This window comes from Brevibacterium zhoupengii (genome assembly GCF_021117425.1).
GTDB classification, from domain to species: domain Bacteria; phylum Actinomycetota; class Actinomycetes; order Actinomycetales; family Brevibacteriaceae; genus Brevibacterium; species Brevibacterium zhoupengii.
Map to the genome: position 1 here is coordinate 2,255,208 of NZ_CP088298.1, position 16,337 is coordinate 2,271,544.

13 protein-coding genes and 1 tRNA gene are annotated in these 16,337 nt (G+C 61.7%); 7 read left to right on the forward strand and 7 right to left on the reverse strand.

What is annotated here, in order from left to right; all coding sequences use genetic code 11:
- Window positions 1–22 precede the first annotated feature (22 nt).
- The gene (gene dnaE, locus LQ788_RS10305) at window positions 23–3,535 is read right to left on the reverse strand and encodes a DNA polymerase III subunit alpha (protein ID WP_231440709.1); all 3,513 of its coding nucleotides are present in this window, start codon (window positions 3,533–3,535) and stop codon (window positions 23–25) included.
- Window positions 3,536–3,656: 121 nt separating this feature from the next.
- Between dnaE and LQ788_RS10310 the strand changes: the two genes are divergently transcribed.
- The 6 genes from LQ788_RS10310 (at window position 3,657) to LQ788_RS19960 (ending at window position 9,423) form a co-directional block, all read left to right on the forward strand.
- Window positions 3,657–4,577, forward strand: coding sequence for a LysR family transcriptional regulator (locus tag LQ788_RS10310; protein WP_231440712.1), 921 nt, complete (start codon window positions 3,657–3,659; stop codon window positions 4,575–4,577).
- A 70-nt stretch (window positions 4,578–4,647) separates the two neighbouring features.
- Window positions 4,648–5,457: an LLM class flavin-dependent oxidoreductase gene (locus LQ788_RS10315; protein ID WP_231440714.1), complete on the forward strand. Its 810-nt coding sequence runs from the start codon at window positions 4,648–4,650 to the stop codon at window positions 5,455–5,457.
- Window positions 5,458–5,579: 122 nt separating this feature from the next.
- Window positions 5,580–7,058, forward strand: a complete 1,479-nt coding sequence (locus tag LQ788_RS10320) for an MFS transporter (RefSeq protein WP_231440716.1) — start codon at window positions 5,580–5,582, stop codon at window positions 7,056–7,058.
- A gap of 84 nt (window positions 7,059–7,142) precedes the next feature.
- Window positions 7,143–8,402, forward strand: a complete 1,260-nt coding sequence (locus LQ788_RS10325; protein ID WP_231440719.1) for an EAL domain-containing protein — start codon at window positions 7,143–7,145, stop codon at window positions 8,400–8,402.
- Window positions 8,403–8,505: 103 nt separating this feature from the next.
- Window positions 8,506–8,582 (forward strand) — tRNA-Ile (locus LQ788_RS10330).
- A 556-nt stretch (window positions 8,583–9,138) separates the two neighbouring features.
- Window positions 9,139–9,423: an HIRAN domain-containing protein gene (locus LQ788_RS19960; RefSeq protein ID WP_394801303.1), complete on the forward strand. Its 285-nt coding sequence runs from the start codon at window positions 9,139–9,141 to the stop codon at window positions 9,421–9,423.
- Between the two features lie 423 nt (window positions 9,424–9,846).
- On the opposite strand, the gene LQ788_RS10335 is transcribed toward LQ788_RS19960, so the two are convergent.
- Window positions 9,847–10,359, reverse strand: a complete 513-nt coding sequence (locus LQ788_RS10335; protein WP_231440721.1) for a hypothetical protein — start codon at window positions 10,357–10,359, stop codon at window positions 9,847–9,849.
- Between the two features lie 230 nt (window positions 10,360–10,589).
- Here LQ788_RS10335 and LQ788_RS10340 point away from each other — a divergent pair, with 230 nt between their 5' ends.
- Window positions 10,590–11,081 (forward strand): DUF3145 domain-containing protein, encoded by a 492-nt coding sequence (locus tag LQ788_RS10340; protein WP_029416787.1) that lies wholly within the window; start codon window positions 10,590–10,592, stop codon window positions 11,079–11,081.
- Between the two features lie 288 nt (window positions 11,082–11,369).
- Here LQ788_RS10340 and LQ788_RS10345 read toward each other — a convergent pair whose 3' ends face one another.
- The 5 genes from LQ788_RS10345 to LQ788_RS10365 form a co-directional block, all read right to left on the reverse strand.
- Window positions 11,370–12,614, reverse strand: a complete 1,245-nt coding sequence (locus LQ788_RS10345) for a beta-ketoacyl-[acyl-carrier-protein] synthase family protein (RefSeq protein WP_231440723.1) — start codon at window positions 12,612–12,614, stop codon at window positions 11,370–11,372.
- A 65-nt stretch (window positions 12,615–12,679) separates the two neighbouring features.
- A complete protein-coding gene (locus LQ788_RS10350) occupies window positions 12,680–12,931 on the reverse strand; it encodes an acyl carrier protein (protein WP_009882400.1) in 252 nt (83 codons plus the stop codon).
- A 118-nt stretch (window positions 12,932–13,049) separates the two neighbouring features.
- Window positions 13,050–14,051 (reverse strand): beta-ketoacyl-ACP synthase III, encoded by a 1,002-nt coding sequence (locus LQ788_RS10355; RefSeq protein ID WP_231440724.1) that lies wholly within the window; start codon window positions 14,049–14,051, stop codon window positions 13,050–13,052.
- A 19-nt stretch (window positions 14,052–14,070) separates the two neighbouring features.
- Window positions 14,071–14,976, reverse strand: coding sequence for an ACP S-malonyltransferase (locus LQ788_RS10360; RefSeq protein ID WP_231440726.1), 906 nt, complete (start codon window positions 14,974–14,976; stop codon window positions 14,071–14,073).
- Window positions 14,977–15,031: 55 nt separating this feature from the next.
- Window positions 15,032–16,231 (reverse strand): PucR family transcriptional regulator, encoded by a 1,200-nt coding sequence (locus LQ788_RS10365; protein ID WP_231440728.1) that lies wholly within the window; start codon window positions 16,229–16,231, stop codon window positions 15,032–15,034.
- Window positions 16,232–16,337: the final 106 nt, after the last annotated feature.

Here is a 16,337-nt window from a genome sequence, read left to right on the forward strand (position 1 = left end):
AGGGCACCGAGTAGTGAGGGGCCTACTCGATCGAGTTCGCACCTAGTAATGCTTTGACCTCCGCATACAGATCATTGGTTACCGACACTGGGTGGTTCGGAAGCGCGAAATGGACAATGCTCTGCGGCTTGCGCATCTTCAGATGGGTCGTCGTCTCTCCCGGATGCCTTGACAGAATCTCGCCGAGCTCGGTGACTCGCGGTTCCGTCGCCGCGTCTTCGGCGATGAGGATGGTGAACGGTCGATCGTGCCGGTCGATCATGGCATCGAGGACTTCGATGCCATCGGCATGGAGGCTGAGCCCCTCGTCGCGGATGCTCACTCGCCCGGTCACGGCGATGACTGCGTCCTGCTGGAGGGCGGATGAATACAGCTGGTGCGTCTTGCCCATCACCATGACGGTGACGTCAGCGCCGAGGTCTTCGACACGCGCAATCGCGTACGGGTTCCCGGAAGACTTGGCGAGACGCTGCTGGACCTGAGTGACCAGACCGGCAACGGTGATCCGCTGACCGTCCTTGGGCGGTCTCTCGCCCAGGAGCTGCTCGATTGCATGGGTCGATCGTTTCTCAAGCTGCTGTTTGAGCCCGGTGAGCGGATGGTCGGAGACATACAGGCCGAGCATGTCGCGCTCGTGGCTGAGCTTCTCGAGCCTCCCCCACTCGGGGAGAGCAGGAACTTCGGCCACAACATCATCGAACCCACTATCTTCAGTCCCCGCGAACAGGTCGTACTGCCCGCGCGCTTCTTCCCGTTTTACGGATGTCGCAGCGTCGACGGACTCCTTGTGGATGCTGACGAGAGCGCGTCGAGAATGGCCGTACTCGTCGAACGTGCCTGCCTTGATCAGCGATTCGACCGTCCGCTTGTTGGACGCCTCCTGCGGCACTCTCCGGAGGAAGTCGTGGAACCCTTCGAATGGACGATCCTTCCGTGTGCGCACTATCTGTTCGACCACGTTGCTACCCACGTTGCGGATTGCCTCCAGGCCGAAGCGGATGTCTTCGCCGACGGCGGCGAAGTACCGGATCGACTCGTTGACGTCGGGAGGGAGGACGCGGAGGCCCATCCTGCGGGTCTCCCCGAGATAGAGCGCCATCTTGTCGCGGTTCTCGCCGACGCTGGTCAGCAGAGCAGCCATGTACTCGGCTGGGTAGTGAGCCTTGAGGTAGGCCGTCCAATAGCTGAGGAGCCCATAGGCGGCGGAGTGAGCCTTGTTGAAGGCATAGTCGGAGAACGGCAGGAGGATATCCCACAGGGTCGTGATCGCGTCCTCGCTGTAGCCGTTCGCGCGCATCCCGGATGAGAACCCCTCGAACTGCTTGTCCAGCTCGGCCTTCTTCTTCTTACCCATTGCGCGGCGCAGGAGGTCTGCTTGACCGAGCGTGAAGCCGGCCAGAACCTGAGCAATGGTCATGACCTGCTCCTGGTAGACAATGAGGCCGTACGTCTTGCCGAGGACCTCATCCAGCGGCTCTGCGAGCTCGGGGTGGATGGGGACGATCTCCTGCTGCCCGGTCTTGCGCAGCGCGTAATTGATGTGCGAGTTCGCCCCCATCGGGCCGGGGCGGTATAGGGCACCCACGGCCGTGATGTCCTCGAAGTGATCAGGCCGCGCAAGCCGCAGCAAGGACCGCATCGCGTCGCCATCGAACTGGATGACCCCCAAGGTGTCGCCGCGGCGCATCAGCTCGAACACGCCGGGATCGTCGAGCGCCAGCTCCTCGAGGTCGATCTCCTCGCCGCGGTTGGTGCGGATGTTGTCGAGCGCGTCGCTGATGATGGTGAGGTTCCGCAGGCCGAGGAAGTCCATCTTGATCAGGCCGAGGCCTTCACACGTCGGATAGTCGAACTGGGTGATGATCTGCCCGTCCTGATCCCGCTTCATCAGCGGGATCACGTCCATGAGGGGCTCGCTGGACATGATCACCCCCGCCGCGTGCACACCCCACTGCCGCTTCAGGTTCTCCAGCCCTGTCGCAGTGTCGTAGACAGTCCGGACCTCGGGATCGGATTCTATGAGAGTCCGGACGTCCTGAGCTTCGGCGTAGCGCGGATGCTCGGAGTCGAAGATGCCGCCGAGGGGGATATCCTTGCCTGAGACGGTCGGAGGCATAGCCTTGGTGATCTTCTCCCCCATGCTGAAGGGGTGCCCGAGGACGCGAGCAGAGTCTTTCAACGCTTGCTTGGCCTTGATCGTGCCGTAGGTGACGATCTGTGCGACCCGGTCGTCGCCGTACTTGTCAGTGACGTACTGGATGACCTCACCACGCCGTCGGTCGTCGAAATCCACGTCGAAGTCGGGCATAGAGACGCGATCGGGGTTCAGGAATCGTTCGAAGATTAGATCGTGGACCAGCGGGTCGAGCCCTGTGATCGTCAGCGCGTAGGCGACCATCGAACCGGCTCCAGATCCGCGTCCCGGTCCGACGCGGATGCCCTGACTTTTCGCCCATTGGATGAAGTCCGCGACGACGAGGAAGTAGCCGGCGAATCCCATCTGCAGGATGATCCCGGTCTCGTATTCGGCGCGATCACGTGCCTCTTGACTGATGCCGCCCGGGTAGCGCATATGCAGCCCACGCTCAATCTCCTTGATCAGCCAGGTCTCCTCGGTCTCACCGTCGGGCCCGGGGAACCGGGGCATGTAGTTCGCCGAGGTATCGAACTCGACGTTGCACCGTTCGGCGATCAGAAGTGTGTTGTCGCAGGCTTCCGGGAAGTCGCGGAACAGGTGCCGCATCTGGGTGGCTGACTTCAGGTAAAACTCGTCTGCGTCGAACTTGAAGCGGTTCGGGTCGTCCATGGTCGCCCCGGACTGCACGCACAGCAGAGCGGCGTGACTCTTCGCGTCGTCCGCGGCGACGTAGTGCAGGTCGTTCGTGGCCACGAGAGGCAGGTTGAGGTCCTTGGCGATTTTGACGAGGTCGCCCATCACACGCTTCTCGATTCCCAGACCGTGGTCCATGAGCTCGCAGAAGTAGTTCTCTGCCCCGAAGATGTCGCGGAAGTCCGCCGCCGCCTGCCGGGCCTCGTCGTACTGGCCGAGACGGAGGCGCGTCTGTACCTCGCTGCTCGGGCAGCCGGTCGTTGCGATGAGGCCCTTTCCGTATGTACTCAGGAGCTCGCGATCCATCCTCGGCTTGAAGTACTGCCCTTCCATCGAGGCCTTTGATGAGAGCCGGAAGAGATTGTGCATGCCCTCGGTGGTCTCCGCGAGCATCGTCAAGTGCGTGTACGCACCTGAGCCAGAGACGTCATCTCGTGATCCGTCGCCCCAGCGCACGCGAGAGCGCTCGGAGCGATGGGTGCCCGGGGTGAGGTACGCCTCGGTCCCGATGATCGGCTTGACCCCAGCGTCCTTCGCGGTCCTCCAGAAGTCGTAAGCACCGAAGACGTTCCCGTGGTCCGTCACGGCGACCGCAGGCATGCCCTGGCGGGCAGCTTCGTCCACCAGCGGGCCGATGTGAGCGGCCCCGTCGAGCATGGAGTACTCGCTGTGGACGTGGAGATGGACAAACTCGTCTGCAGGCATTCGACCTCTTCCGAACAACGCATGGTTGGCCAGACCAGTTCACCAGTACAGACGGAGTCGTATCCAACAACGGGAGATCCGGTGCGCCACAACCACACGTTGTAGCGCGTAGGGTTGAGGCATGGATGTGGAGACAGTGAAGACGTTCCTCGCCGTCGCGGAGCTCGGGCAGTTCCAGGAAGCGGCGGCCGAGCTGGGGGTCACTCAGCAGGCGGTCTCAAAGCGCGTTTCCCGGCTGGAGTCGGAGCTCGGTGTCCGTGTCTTCGCCCGCACGCCGCGAGGGGCGCAACTCAGCATCGACGGACAGGCGTTCCTGCCCCATGCCCGCGAGCTTGTGCAGGTCGCCAATCGGGCCGTGAGCTCAGTCCATCCTGGACACCGAGCACTGCGAGTCGACGTCCTCCACCGCCGCATAGCGCCCTCGGTTCTGCTTCATGAGTATCATCGAGCTCACCCCGACGCACTTCTCGACATCGTGACGCTGGAGTCCGCTAGTGCAACACGCGCTGTCGAGGCGATCCGCGCTGGCAGTATCGATGCTTCGTTCCGTGCGATCCTCGATAAATCGCTGGGCTACGGGTCCGACATCACTGCGTCTCGTGTTTTCGAGTCCCAGATGGAGGTGCTCGTCGGGCCGGGTCATCCACTAGCCAACGCCGAATCGCTCACACCTCGAGAATTGAGCGGACACCGGATATGGATCCCCGGGATCGCGCCCGAGACCGAATGGGCGCACTACTACGACAGGCTCATGGAAGACTTCGACCTCAGCATCGACGGCATCGGGCCGCACTTCGGCGATGAAGCTCTCCTTGAAGAGATCGCCGACTCGCGCTCACTTGCGACCTTTGTAGGAGATCGCGACCGGTATCTATGGCCGTCTCACTTCGACATTCGACGGATACCGATCCGGGAACCAGTTCCCATCTATCCGTACTCGCTCGTACATCGTCGCGACAATAGCCACCCTGGGTTGATGTCCATCCTCGACTACTTCCGAGCTGTCCGACCCTCGATCAACGGGAAGGTCTGGCTGCCGTAGCGCCTGGTCAGGGTCTGTCGGGTAGGCATAGCTGCTCGGGCACGACAGGAACCGAGGCCACAACCCTGACATGCTCTACGAGAACCCTCTCTATCTGGCAGAGGAAGCCGCAGCCCTTGACCTGCTTTCAGATCAGCGTGTGGCACTGGGCATCAGCCGCGGATCACCGGAACCAGCCGACCGTGGCTGGGAAGCCTTCGGCTACAGTGACAGCGATGATGAGAAGGCTGCGAACATGGCCCGCGACAAGTTCGCTCGATTTCTTTCCGCAATCAGGGGCGATGAACTCGCGCCTGCGGATCCGATGCAGTTCGGTCCCGGTAAGAGGCTGCGCGTGGAACCTCATTCACCCGGTCTTGACCAACGTGTCTGGTGGGGCGCCGGAACGGCGGCGACCGCGGAATGGGCAGCTGCTCAAGGCGTGAACATGATGAGCTCAACCCTGCTGACCGAAGCCACCGGTGCATCCTTCGGCGAGCTGCAGCGCGATCAGATCGATCGCTACCGTGCAGCGTGGAAGTCCGCCGGCCATGACTGGACTCCGCGCGTGTCCGTGAGCCGCAGCATCTTTCCGATCACGACGAACCTCGATGACCTCTACTTCGGTCGACGTTCCGATGGGCAAGGTGACCAGATCGGCATCATCGACGGCACCCGCTCGACCTTCGGTAAAACATACGCCGGCGAACCCGACGAACTCATCGAAGCGCTGAAGGCCGACCCCGCCGTCGAAGCCGCAGACACAGTGCTGCTGACGATCCCGAGCCAGCTGGGTGTGGACTACAACCTCCACATCCTGGAATCCTTCGCCAGCTACGTCGCTCCGACTCTGGGTTGGGAACCTAATACGACTGGTCCGGTGACCGGCTCGGCAGAGTGATTCCCTCGGGACGCGACCACGGACACGTATGATGAAACAGTTCCCACAAAGGGGACTGTCGAATCGACTTGGTTCCGTACGGCAACCTCCGTGCGGAAAACGGTCCGAACAGAGGTGATCAGGTGAGCGACGGCCAGCGCATGAATCAGGTTCAGAGACGAATCGTCCTCATCGGTCTGGTCCCGCTCTTCATGTCTCTGCTCTCAGTGTCGATCATCAACGTCGTCCTGCCGGCCATTGAGACAGATCTCCAGGCCTCGTCCTCGGCCCTGCAATGGGTCCTCACCGGCTACGCTCTGTCTTTCGGCGTCGTGCTCGTGGCAGCAGGACGCGCAGGGGATGTCTTCGGGCGCGGCCAACTGTTCATGATCGGAGTGGGCCTGTTCGGCCTAGCCTCACTTGTGGCCGGCATCGCGCCCGGGGCACTGACTCTCAATGTTGCTCGCGTCTTCATGGGACTGGGGTCAGGACTGCTCAATCCGCAGGTCGTCGGACTGCTGCAGCAGTACTTTCAAGGGCCGCAACGCGGACGCGCCTTCGGACTCATGGGCACCACCGTCGGCCTCTCCGTCGCGACAGGGCCGATCCTCGGCGGTGTCTTCATCGCACTCTTCGGCCCTGAGCTGGGTTGGCGCGCGGCCTTTCTCGTCAATGTCCCCTTCGCAGTCATCTCCCTCATCCTCGCCAAAAGCTGGTTGCCGAAATCAGCCTGGCATCCTATCGGCGCCGACGACGGGTCCGATGCGAACCAGACGGCCGCCTCGGCGAACCGAGGTCCCGTCCCGAAAAGGGAGCGTGATCTCGATCCTGTCGGAGTCACCCTCCTCGGTATCGGTGTCCTCCTTGTGCTGCTGCCCTTCGTCGAGTCCTCGGTCGGCTGGTTCATCTGGTTCGGCCTGCCTCTGGGACTTCTCACGATCTGGTTCTGGACCCGGTGGGAGCGTCGGTACTCCGCCCGCGGACACGCCCCCATGGTCGATCTGAACCTGTTCAGCATCCGGAGCTTCAGCAACGGTTCGATCATCATCACCCTCTACTTCATGGGCGTGACCAGCGTCTGGGTGCTCATCGCCATGTACATGCAACAAGGATTGGGCCACACTGCGCTGGCAGCAGGCATGATCGGTCTCCCGGCTGCCCTGTTGTCGGCTGTATCGGCAGATGTGTCCGGACGATTCGTATTCCAGGTCGGACGTCGACTCGTCGTTTGGGGAATCGTGACCTGCCTGGTGGGTCTGATCTCGACGATCGGCGTCGTCTTCCTGCTCACACAGGGCATCGGCAGCGAATGGTGGATGCTGCTGACTCTGAGCTTCATCGGTGCCGCGCAGGGTATGGTCATCAGCCCGAACCAGACCCTGACGCTGCAGGAGGTTCCGCTGAAGTATGCGGGTTCAGCTGGGGGAGTCCTGCAGACGGGACAACGCATCGGCACGTCGATGGGCTTGGCCATCATGACCGCACTGGCCTTCGCCGTCACCGCAATCAGCGATTGGAACACCGGCATGATCGCCTCGTTCGCGGCGATTGCGATCATCGTGATCCTGGCCGGAATCGTCGGTCTGGCCGAGGTCAGACGAGGCCGGCGCCGTCAGCTCTGAGCGCAATAATGTTACGGAATTTAGACAATCGTGTCTGTCCTCATGTGGAAGACTGTGAACGCACGTTTGCCCATGGAAGGACATATGGTGGTTGAGGCGGTACACGATCTGGACCTGGCTCTCGAAGAGTTGGTGCGCTCAGGTGGGATCGAAACCTATTTCGCCCCCGTCGTCGACGCGTACACCTTCGACAAAGTGGGATATCAGATCCTCCAGGCCCCCATCGATGACCCGGCACTCGGGCACGCTGAATCCGAAAATCTGCGCCGCGAGATGCATGCCTCGGCCATGATCGGCGATATCGATGCCTCACTTCGGGCAACAGCTCTGAGGACTGCCGAGGCGGCGGGGCTGCCCAAATCGAACCGGCTCTTCCTCCACGCAGAAGGCGAATCCTTCGCCACCCTCGAAGACCGCACCGAAGAACCCGACCGCTCAGTCATCTTGCAGCTCGATGCCTCCCGCGTGTCGTCCTCACCAGCGTCCGTCCTCCGCGCGGTCCGTCAGGCCCGTTCGATGGGCTGGGGTGTGGGAATGTCCTCGGTCGGTGCTGACCTGCGCAGCACCTCATTCGTGCCGCTGGTCAATCCGTCTGTCGTCGGTCTTCACCCAGACGTGCTGCGCATCGACTGCGAATCGCATCTGGCTGAACTCAATCGACTCCTCCATGCCCACCTCGAACGCACTGGTGCTGTGATCCTCGCTGAAGGAGTCACCACCGAGGATGATCTCGACCGGGTTCGGGCCTTGGGCGCACGCTTCATGTCAGGGCCGTACTTCGGTCCCGCGACCAAGGAGCCCGAGCCATTCGCTGAACCGATCGAGGACGGCCTGGTCGATCACCATTCGCGAAACCTTCCGGCTCTGGGCACTCCCTATTCGATCGCCCAGGGTCTGCGGCGTGAACCTCTGGTGATGAATCGTGAGCTGCTGATCGCCCAGATCGCGGCCCTCGAAGAACGCGCCCTAGCTTCAGGTGCCGCCACAATCACACTCGGAGTCTTCGGTGAAGACGAGACCTTCTCCCAAGCCACCCGCGATCGCTATGAACGCATCCGCGACACGGTGGGACTCACCGCGATGTTCTCCGGCGGGTTCGCCGAACCGCCGATCTCTGGTGTACGCACAGGCGTCGTCGACGCGTCAGATCCCATGCGCAATGAGCACGGTGTCGTCGTGGTCGGACCCGACTGGTCGGGTCTGGTAGCCGCATCCAAACGCAACGATCCCGGAAGCGACGGCCAGACCGTCTTCGACGTCTACATCACCACGGAACGCTACACCTGCGTCGACGCTGCGCGCAGTGCGCTGACACGCATTTCGCCGGTGTCCTCAACCAGCTGAAGGTCTCAAGCCTCGTCGGGCAAACGTTGGGGCTCCAAAGGCTGCGCTGCGTGTGAGCCGAATGGGTCCGGGCCATCAGTTGGTGCTAATCTTATTTCTGCTCGCCCCCGTAGCTCAGCTGGTCAGAGCAGGGAACTCATAATTCCTTGGTCGTCGGTTCAAGTCCGACCGGGGGCACCACTGCTATAGCATCGGTGCATGACAGCGGTGCGGGGAGAGCTTCGACTCGTACCGACTGCGAAAACTCGTTCCGGTTGAATATCGCAACGGTCGAGGTGCGGTGTTCCGTTTGTGCCAGTGTCCCCTTCAAGCCAGCGACATCGTATCTCGCCTGAGTTTCGGACATACCCGCTGCTTTGAAGAAGCCATATGCTCAGACCAGATTACGGTCGCTGTCAGTTCGGGCCCGCCATTTGCCCAGTTCTTCGGCCCTTCTCTTGCGGCGTCGACCATGCCGTCGTCTACAGCCGTCTACACTGCAATCATGGGACTCATTGACAGGCTCAAAAGCATCTTCGCCCAAGGATCCAGGATCGAATCCAAGCCACCCCCTGAACCTAAAGTAACCAACGCCTACACGGTTACGACCCAAGCGCCAGCACCGCGGCGTACCGGACCACCGAACCCCCGGCCCCGAGAGCACACAAACCTCACGCCACAGGTCGGCCCCACAGTGGACCTCGGCAAGACCACCAGCTTCCCCGACCTGCCAAAACGATAGATAAAGATCGTCGGCATGGGCAATTACTGCACCGATGAGTACAGGCGGACAAGACACCCCGGAAGCGTGGTGATCCAAGCCGAACCGACTAACCCAGTTGACTCGAACGCTGTGACCGTTGCCAGTCGCCAAGGCAAGCGACTCGGCTACATGTCGGCCGGTAATGCCAAGGCCTACCACGGGGTGGTGGCTAGCCTCGGCGCCATAGAAGTCCCCTGCACCGAGGACGGCCTCAAGTGGTGGATGGAAATACCCACGTTGCCATCTCTGCGCAAGGTAGCGCAGGGACGCAAAGCCTGATCCTCTATTAGCTTGTCGATTTTATGCTGCTCGAAGCCAACACCACACTTCCCGCATACCCGGAAGTCGTCACGAGTATCGGGACAGATGCAGAGTCGCAGTAGCTGAACTAGATCCTCAGATCGAAGGTATCTCGATGGCCGTGTCATAAGACGACGAGGACCGTCGAGGCGAGTTGGAGCTCTTCGTCCTCTATACCTACGAATCGATCCACGGCGAGGAGCAGGTTCCCAACTCCGGGACGCAGTAGTCGTTCCCAAAGATGCAGCGTCTCTGTGGGTCGCGGACCCAAACCCACGTGCGCACGCCTTCTATCCCAAAACGGGTTACATCAGGGACGGTTCCACCAGTACTGACACGGATGAAGGCGTGACCGAGATCCGCGCATTCCGACAATCCCAATAGGATCTGCGTAACACCGCGTCAGTCACGATCATCTGCTTGAGGGGCTTGCCTCTCCGGAATAAACACATTGCCGGAAAGTGGCGCGAATGCCGTGAACTCGCCATCGGGACCGCCTTCAGCCACCAGCTGTGCCGCACGTTCGTTCTCAGCTTCCAGCCTGGCTACGATGGTGGAAAATGCGGCAAAAGCCTCGTCGTTGTCTGCTGGCCTGCGGCTCTGAACCGTGTACGTCGGTGCGTGATGTTCGTACGAGGCGAATTCGACAACGAATTCCTCGCCGAGTTCGTTCGCGACCTGTCCGGCCAGATCGATGCCTGACTGCGTGAAAGCTCGAGCCTCCCTCGCTGACTTCCAGTCGAAGTCGGCATCCAACGCATCGTAGTACGACTGCTCCCAGGCGTCGAGCTGAGAAATCAGGTCCGGGGACAGGCCGGTGTCCTCATAGTCAATTGGGAAGACGAGCCACAGGACAGTGTCAGCGTAGTCCGGGAACATGCGCACGGTGGTCGTTGTATAGTTCTCTTCCGCCATGGCGCAATCGTAGAGCACAAGGTAGCTGGGCCCCAACGGCCCTCGGCGTCCGAGAAGCGAGCCGTCGGCCGTCCCGCTCCCATCGCGTCCTCGTGCAGACCTCGACTACACGCGACGCCACCAGGTCTTTCGGTGCTTGGCGCACAGGAAAAACTCGTCTATCATTGGCTCTAGCACCTCCTTTCGGATCGTAGGGGAAGACGTATCCGAGGTAGGAGGCACAAATGGATATGACACAGGGCGTACTATTCGTCCACTCAGCACCTCGCGCGCTTTGCCCGCATATTGAATGGGCAGCGGGCGGGGCAATCGGTGCACAGGCACGCTTCGACTGGACACCCCAGCCGGCAGCGCCAGGTCTTGTGCGCGCCGAAGTCTGCTGGCGTGCGCCAGCAGGTTCTGGTGCTCGCATCGCATCCGCACTTCGCGGATGGGACTCACTGCGCTATGAGGTGACCGAGGAGCCATCTGTCGGAGTCGACGGAGGCCGTTGGAGTCATACTCCGGAGCTCGGCATCTACCACGCGGTCACCGACTCTGCCGGCAATATTCTGGTTCCCGAAGATCGCATCCGCTCCGTCATGGAACGCGCCTCCGGCGATCCGATCAAACTTTCCACTGAGATGGCGCTGGCCCTGGGCGAAGCCTGGGACGAGGAGCTTGATGCCTTCCGCCACGCTGGCGAGGGCGCACCAGTGCGCTGGCTGACAAAGGTCGGCTGAGACTCTCACTGAGCTTCCTACGGCGTTCATCCGATGACGTCCCAGAAGCTGCGGGAAACGACTATGGGCACACCTTCCTACCTCGGGTGTGCCCATAGTCGTATTCGAATGCGAGAACAGGCAACGCTTCGAGTTCAACGCTGCCAGAGCCTCGTTCAACTCCGCTCCAGACACAGATCAGGCCCCAGCACGTTTGCTGGGGCCTGATCTGATCGTCATTGAGAGGCTGTACTGGTTGAGATGGGCCAGCACAGCAACAACGCCGCTTCGAGAAGCGCTATCGCTGAATCACACCGACTTGAAGGCGACGACGGCATTGTGGCCGCCGAAGCCGAACGAGTTCGAGATCGCCGCAATGTCTCCGGCGGGAAGTTCTGCTGGAGTGTCGCGAACAATGTTGATGCCCACGACGTCCGGGTCGACTTCCTCGATATTGATCGTCGGGGGAGCAGTGCGAGTCTCCAAAGCCTTGACCGTGAGGATCGATTCCACTGCACCCGTTCCGCCGAGCAGGTGACCGGTCATCGACTTGGTCGCACTGACGAGAGCATCTCCGACGTGAGAGCCCAACAGCTGACTGATTGCCAGGGATTCCGGGATGTCGCCCACCGGCGTCGACGTGGCGTGGGCATTGACGTGCTTGACGTCTGCGGGGCTGAGCTCCGCATTGTCCAGTGCACTCTGCATCGCACGCAGTGCGTACTGACCGCCGGGTTCGCCACCGGTGATGTGGTAAGCGTCGTTTGAGATGCCCCAGCTGGAGACCTCGGCGTAGATCTTCGCGCCGCGAGCCTTGGCATGCTCTTCGGTCTCCAGGATGAGAGTGCCTGCACCCTCACCCATGACGAACCCATCGCGACCGATGTCATATGGGCGTGATGCCGTCTCGGGGGAATCTGTGCGACGTGAGAGTGCCTGCATCGAGTTGAATGAAGCGATCGTGATCGGGTGAATCGCGGCTTCGGAGCCACCAGCGATGACGATATCGGCGTGACCGGAGGCCACAACGTCATAGGCGTGGCCCAGGCTCTCGGTCGAAGAGGCGCATGCGGAGACCATAGTCTGCACACCGGCACGGGCCTTGAACTCCATGCCGATGGCTGCTGCTGGCCCGTTGGGCATGAGCATCGGCACGGTCAGAGGCATGACCCGGCGCGGTCCCTCTTCCTGGAGCGTGTCCCAGGCGTCGAGGAGTGTCCAGACTCCGCCGATTCCGGTCGCCCAGGAGACTGCGGTGCGGTCCGGGTCGGTTTCCTCGAGGCCGGCGTCGGCCATGGCCTCTCGGGCGGAGATCAGTGCGAATTGGGAGGAGGGGTCGAGGCGTTTGGCCTGGACGCGCTTGAGATTCTCGGGCACGACCTGTGGGTCGACCTGTGCTGCGAAGTCGACGGCGAGGCCGTACTTCTCGGACCAATCATTGTCCATTGTGTGGACGCCGGACTTGCCGGCCAGTATGGCTTGCCACGTGGCATCGGCCGTCGCGCCCAATGGGGTTACCGCACCAATCCCGGTGACGACAACTTTAGGTGTCATGGTACAAACCTCGTCGATAGTGTGGACACGGCCCGTCGGTGGACGGGCCGTGTACGGCTAGTTTCTCAGGCCTCTTGAGCCTTGTTGATGTAGTCAACAGCGTCCTGGACGGTGACGAGGTCTTTGACGTCGTCATCCGGAATCTTCACGCCGAACTTCTTCTCAGCGTTGACGACGATGGTCATCATCGAGATGGAGTCGATGTCGAGGTCATCGGTGAAGGACTTGTTGGCCTCGACTGCTTCCACAGCCAAACCGGTTTCTTCGTTGACGATCTCTGCCAGTCCAGCGAGGACTTCAGCTTCGGTGAATGCCATTTCTTTCCTACTTTCTAGTGTCAGCCGAGGGTTGTTCGACCGGTTGAGGAACTTTTCGACGAGTGTCCCGCCGAATATCTTAGGACATTCACGGAGAGTTTTCCGTGAATGAACCCGTTTAAGGGAGACGGATCACTTGCGCGCCGAAGACCAGACCGGCTCCGAAGCCGATCTGGAGTGCCAATCCTCCGCTGAGTTCTGGCTGTTCGCGCAGCAGACGCTCGGTGGCCAAGGGAATCGAGGCCGAAGAGGTGTTGCCGTTGTCAGCGATATCTCGAGCGATGACGACTGACTCGGGCAGTTTGAGCTGCTTGGCCAGTTCGTCGATGATGCGCATGTTCGCCTGGTGGGGGATGAACGCAGCCAGGTCGGAGGCTTCGATGCCGGATTCGGCAAGCGCTTCCTTGGCCACCTCGGCGCCGTCCCAGACTGCCCAGCGGAAGACGGTCGGTCCGTCCTGTCGAAGAGTCGGGAATGGGGTCTCGCGGTCATCGCGGACGTCATAGAGGGACTCGGTCATGCGGATCGTCGACCAGTTCTCGCCCTTCGAACCCCAGACGGTCTTCGAAATGCCCGGCTCGTCGGAGGACGAGACGACGACTGCGCCGGCTCCGTCACCGAGGATGAAGGAGATCGAACGGTCCTCCGGGTCGATGACCTCGGAGAGCTTCTCGGCGCCGATGACCAGGATGTTGTCCATGGCCCCGGAGCGGACCAGAGCGTCGGCCTGTCCGATGCCGTAGCAGTAGCCGGCGCAGGCGGCGCTGATGTCCCAGGCCGGAATATGGCCGGTTCCGAGGCGATCGGTCAGTGCCGCGGCTGCCGAAGGCGTGAAGTACTCGAAGGTCACGGTGGCGATGATGATGCCGCCGATGTCCTCGGGTTTCAGGCCAGAAGATGCGATGGCCTCAAGTGCGGCTTCCTCGCACATATCGAGGACGCCGACATCTTTGCTGGCACGTCTGCGGGTGATGATGCCGGTGCGCTGGCGGATCCATTCATCGGAGGAGTTGATGGGTCCGGCGATGTCGTCGTTGGTGACGAGGTTCTCGGCGCGGTAGGCGCCGATGCCCATGATCTTGGAGAAGCTTCCGGTTTCTGCGGTCTTCAGTGTTGGCATGATGGTCTTCCTTTGATGATCAGGCGTGGGCCGCGGCGAACTCGCGCGCTCCGTCGAGGTCCGCGGCGGACTTGATGGCGAATGTCTCCACGCCCTTCATGGCGCGTCGTGCAATGCCGGTGAGAGTTCCACCGGGGACGAGTTCGATCATTCCGGTGATGCCCGCGTTCAGCAGGGTCTCCTGGCACAGGTCCCAGCGGACCGGGTTGGTGACCTGCTTGACGAGACGGCCGACGTAGTCCTGTCCATTCTCGACGACGGTGCCGTCGGAGTTGCTGAGGATCTTCGGGCCCGGGTCGGAAATCTCCAGCGCCGAGGCGGTGGCGGCCAGTTCAGCGGTCGCTGGAGCCATGAAATCGGTGTGGAAGGCACCGGCCACAGGCAAGGCGATGACACGCGCCTTCTCCGGAGGGTTCTCGGCCAGCTTGTCGAGGCTCTCCTTCGATCCTGCTGCCACGGTCTGCCCGCCGCCGTTGACATTGGCCGGGCTTGCCCCGGCAGCTTCAATCGCGGCCAGAACGTCCTCGGGGTCGCCGCCGACGACGGCTGACATTCCCGTTGGTGTATGGGCGGCGGCGGATGCCATGCCAGCACCACGGACGGAGACGAATCGCATGGCATCAGTCGCTGTGAAGATCCCAGCGATCTGTGCTGCCGCGATCTCACCGACTGAGTGTCCGGCGACATAGTCGGCCTTGACTCCGAGTTCGGCTGCGCACGCGATTGCTGACGCGACGAGCAGCGGCTGCGCCAGGGCTGTGTCCTTGATGGTCTCGTCATCGGATTCGGTTCCGTGCAGGCGCAGGTCGATCCCGGATGCGGAGGAGAGTTCGTCGATCTGTGCGGCGAACGCATCAAGTTCCAGGAAGGAACTCAGAAAGCCCGACTTCTGGGCACCTTGGCCCGGGCAGGTGATTGCTAGCACTCAGTTCTCTTTTCGCTCGACTTCGGTGTTCAATCTAGTGGATGGATCGTACAGATCAGTGTGTTTTGTCGGTGTTCGACAATAGCCCGGCATCTGACAGTCGCCCGTAGACCAATGCGATGTGGATGACGAAGGCGTCGCGGGAGACGGTGGGGTCGAGTGAGATCGCCGAGGTGATCTTCCGCAGTCGGTATCTCACCGTATTCGGGTGGACGGATAGTGCCTTGGCCGTGGCCTCCAAGGACGAACCGAATTCGACGTAGGCACTGACTGTTTTGAGCAGCTGTCCCGTCCCCGAGGTCAAGGGTTCGTAGTAGCGGCTGATGAGCTCTCCCAGGGCGACGGCGTCCCCGGCCAGCGCGCGTTCGGGGAGAAGTTCCTCGGCCCTGACCGGGCGCGGGGAGTCGGGACGGGCGGTGGCTGCCTTCAGTGCCATGATCGCTGCCTTCGCCGAGGTGGCGGCCTCGGCCAGGGATGGAACGCTGGGACCGACGATGACCTCGGAGGGTCCGAAGCAATCGGAGAGGTCCTCAACGGCGGTGTCGAGTTCGGTGGCACCGCCGAGGACGATGAGCAGTCGGTTGTCGTGAATGCCGACGAGGGCATCATCGGCCCATTTGCGAGCCTTGCGGCGGATGACGTCGAGGCCGCGTTTGGCCGACCGCTGCGGGGCCCGTCCGACGAGCACACTGACAGGTCCTTCAGACTGCCAACCGAAGGCTGCCGTACGGCTGGCCAACTCCTCCACGGAGTCACCGCGGACCAGAGCATCGACGACCATGGCCTCCAGGCGGGCGTCCCAGCTGCCCCTGGCCTCGGCGGCTCGGGCATAGACGTCTGCCGCGGCGAAAGCGATCTCACGGGAGTAGACGAGAACGGCCTCCCGTAGGGCTGGCTGTTCGACCGCTCGCGCTATGTCGGGTACCCGTTCCTCGACGACTTCGACGACAACCTTGAGCAGCTGAAGCGTCTGCTGCAGGCTGATGGCACGGATGAGGTCGCGGGGCGCGGACTTGAAGATCTCGCTGACGACCCGCAGATCCGTATCGGGTTTGCGATACCAGTCGATGAAGGAGGAGATGCCAGACTGTGCCAACAGTCCGACCCAGGAACGATCGGAGGGTGACATGCTGCGGTACCAGGGAAGCCGAGCTTCGAGTCTCTGCAGGGTCACAGTGGAAAGAACTCCCACTCCGGCCCGGAGACGACGTGCCGTCTCAGCGCGGCGCCGGAGCGTCTCGGCGTCAGTTGTCATGGACTCCACTTTAAACGCTTCAGCACAATTCGCTTGTGCGCGACACACAAGTTTTTGTCGTTTGAGACAAGTATGGCCGGAGTCTTAGTAACTCCGGCCATACTCA

Coding starts and splice junctions, on each gene's coding strand:
- LQ788_RS10355 (WP_231440724.1), bottom strand. CDS start 14,051: ATGCCAACACTGAAGACCGCAGAAACCGGAAGCTTCTCCAAGATCATG.
- LQ788_RS10365 (WP_231440728.1), bottom strand. CDS start 16,231: ATGACAACTGACGCCGAGACGCTCCGGCGCCGCGCTGAGACGGCACGT.
- LQ788_RS10325 (WP_231440719.1), top strand. CDS start 7,143: ATGGTGGTTGAGGCGGTACACGATCTGGACCTGGCTCTCGAAGAGTTG.
- LQ788_RS19960 (WP_394801303.1), top strand. CDS start 9,139: ATGGGCAATTACTGCACCGATGAGTACAGGCGGACAAGACACCCCGGA.
- LQ788_RS10310 (WP_231440712.1), top strand. CDS start 3,657: ATGGATGTGGAGACAGTGAAGACGTTCCTCGCCGTCGCGGAGCTCGGG.
- LQ788_RS10315 (WP_231440714.1), top strand. CDS start 4,648: ATGCTCTACGAGAACCCTCTCTATCTGGCAGAGGAAGCCGCAGCCCTT.
- LQ788_RS10340 (WP_029416787.1), top strand. CDS start 10,590: ATGACACAGGGCGTACTATTCGTCCACTCAGCACCTCGCGCGCTTTGC.
- LQ788_RS10345 (WP_231440723.1), bottom strand. CDS start 12,614: ATGACACCTAAAGTTGTCGTCACCGGGATTGGTGCGGTAACCCCATTG.
- LQ788_RS10335 (WP_231440721.1), bottom strand. CDS start 10,359: ATGGCGGAAGAGAACTATACAACGACCACCGTGCGCATGTTCCCGGAC.
- dnaE (WP_231440709.1), bottom strand. CDS start 3,535: ATGCCTGCAGACGAGTTTGTCCATCTCCACGTCCACAGCGAGTACTCC.
- LQ788_RS10350 (WP_009882400.1), bottom strand. CDS start 12,931: ATGGCATTCACCGAAGCTGAAGTCCTCGCTGGACTGGCAGAGATCGTC.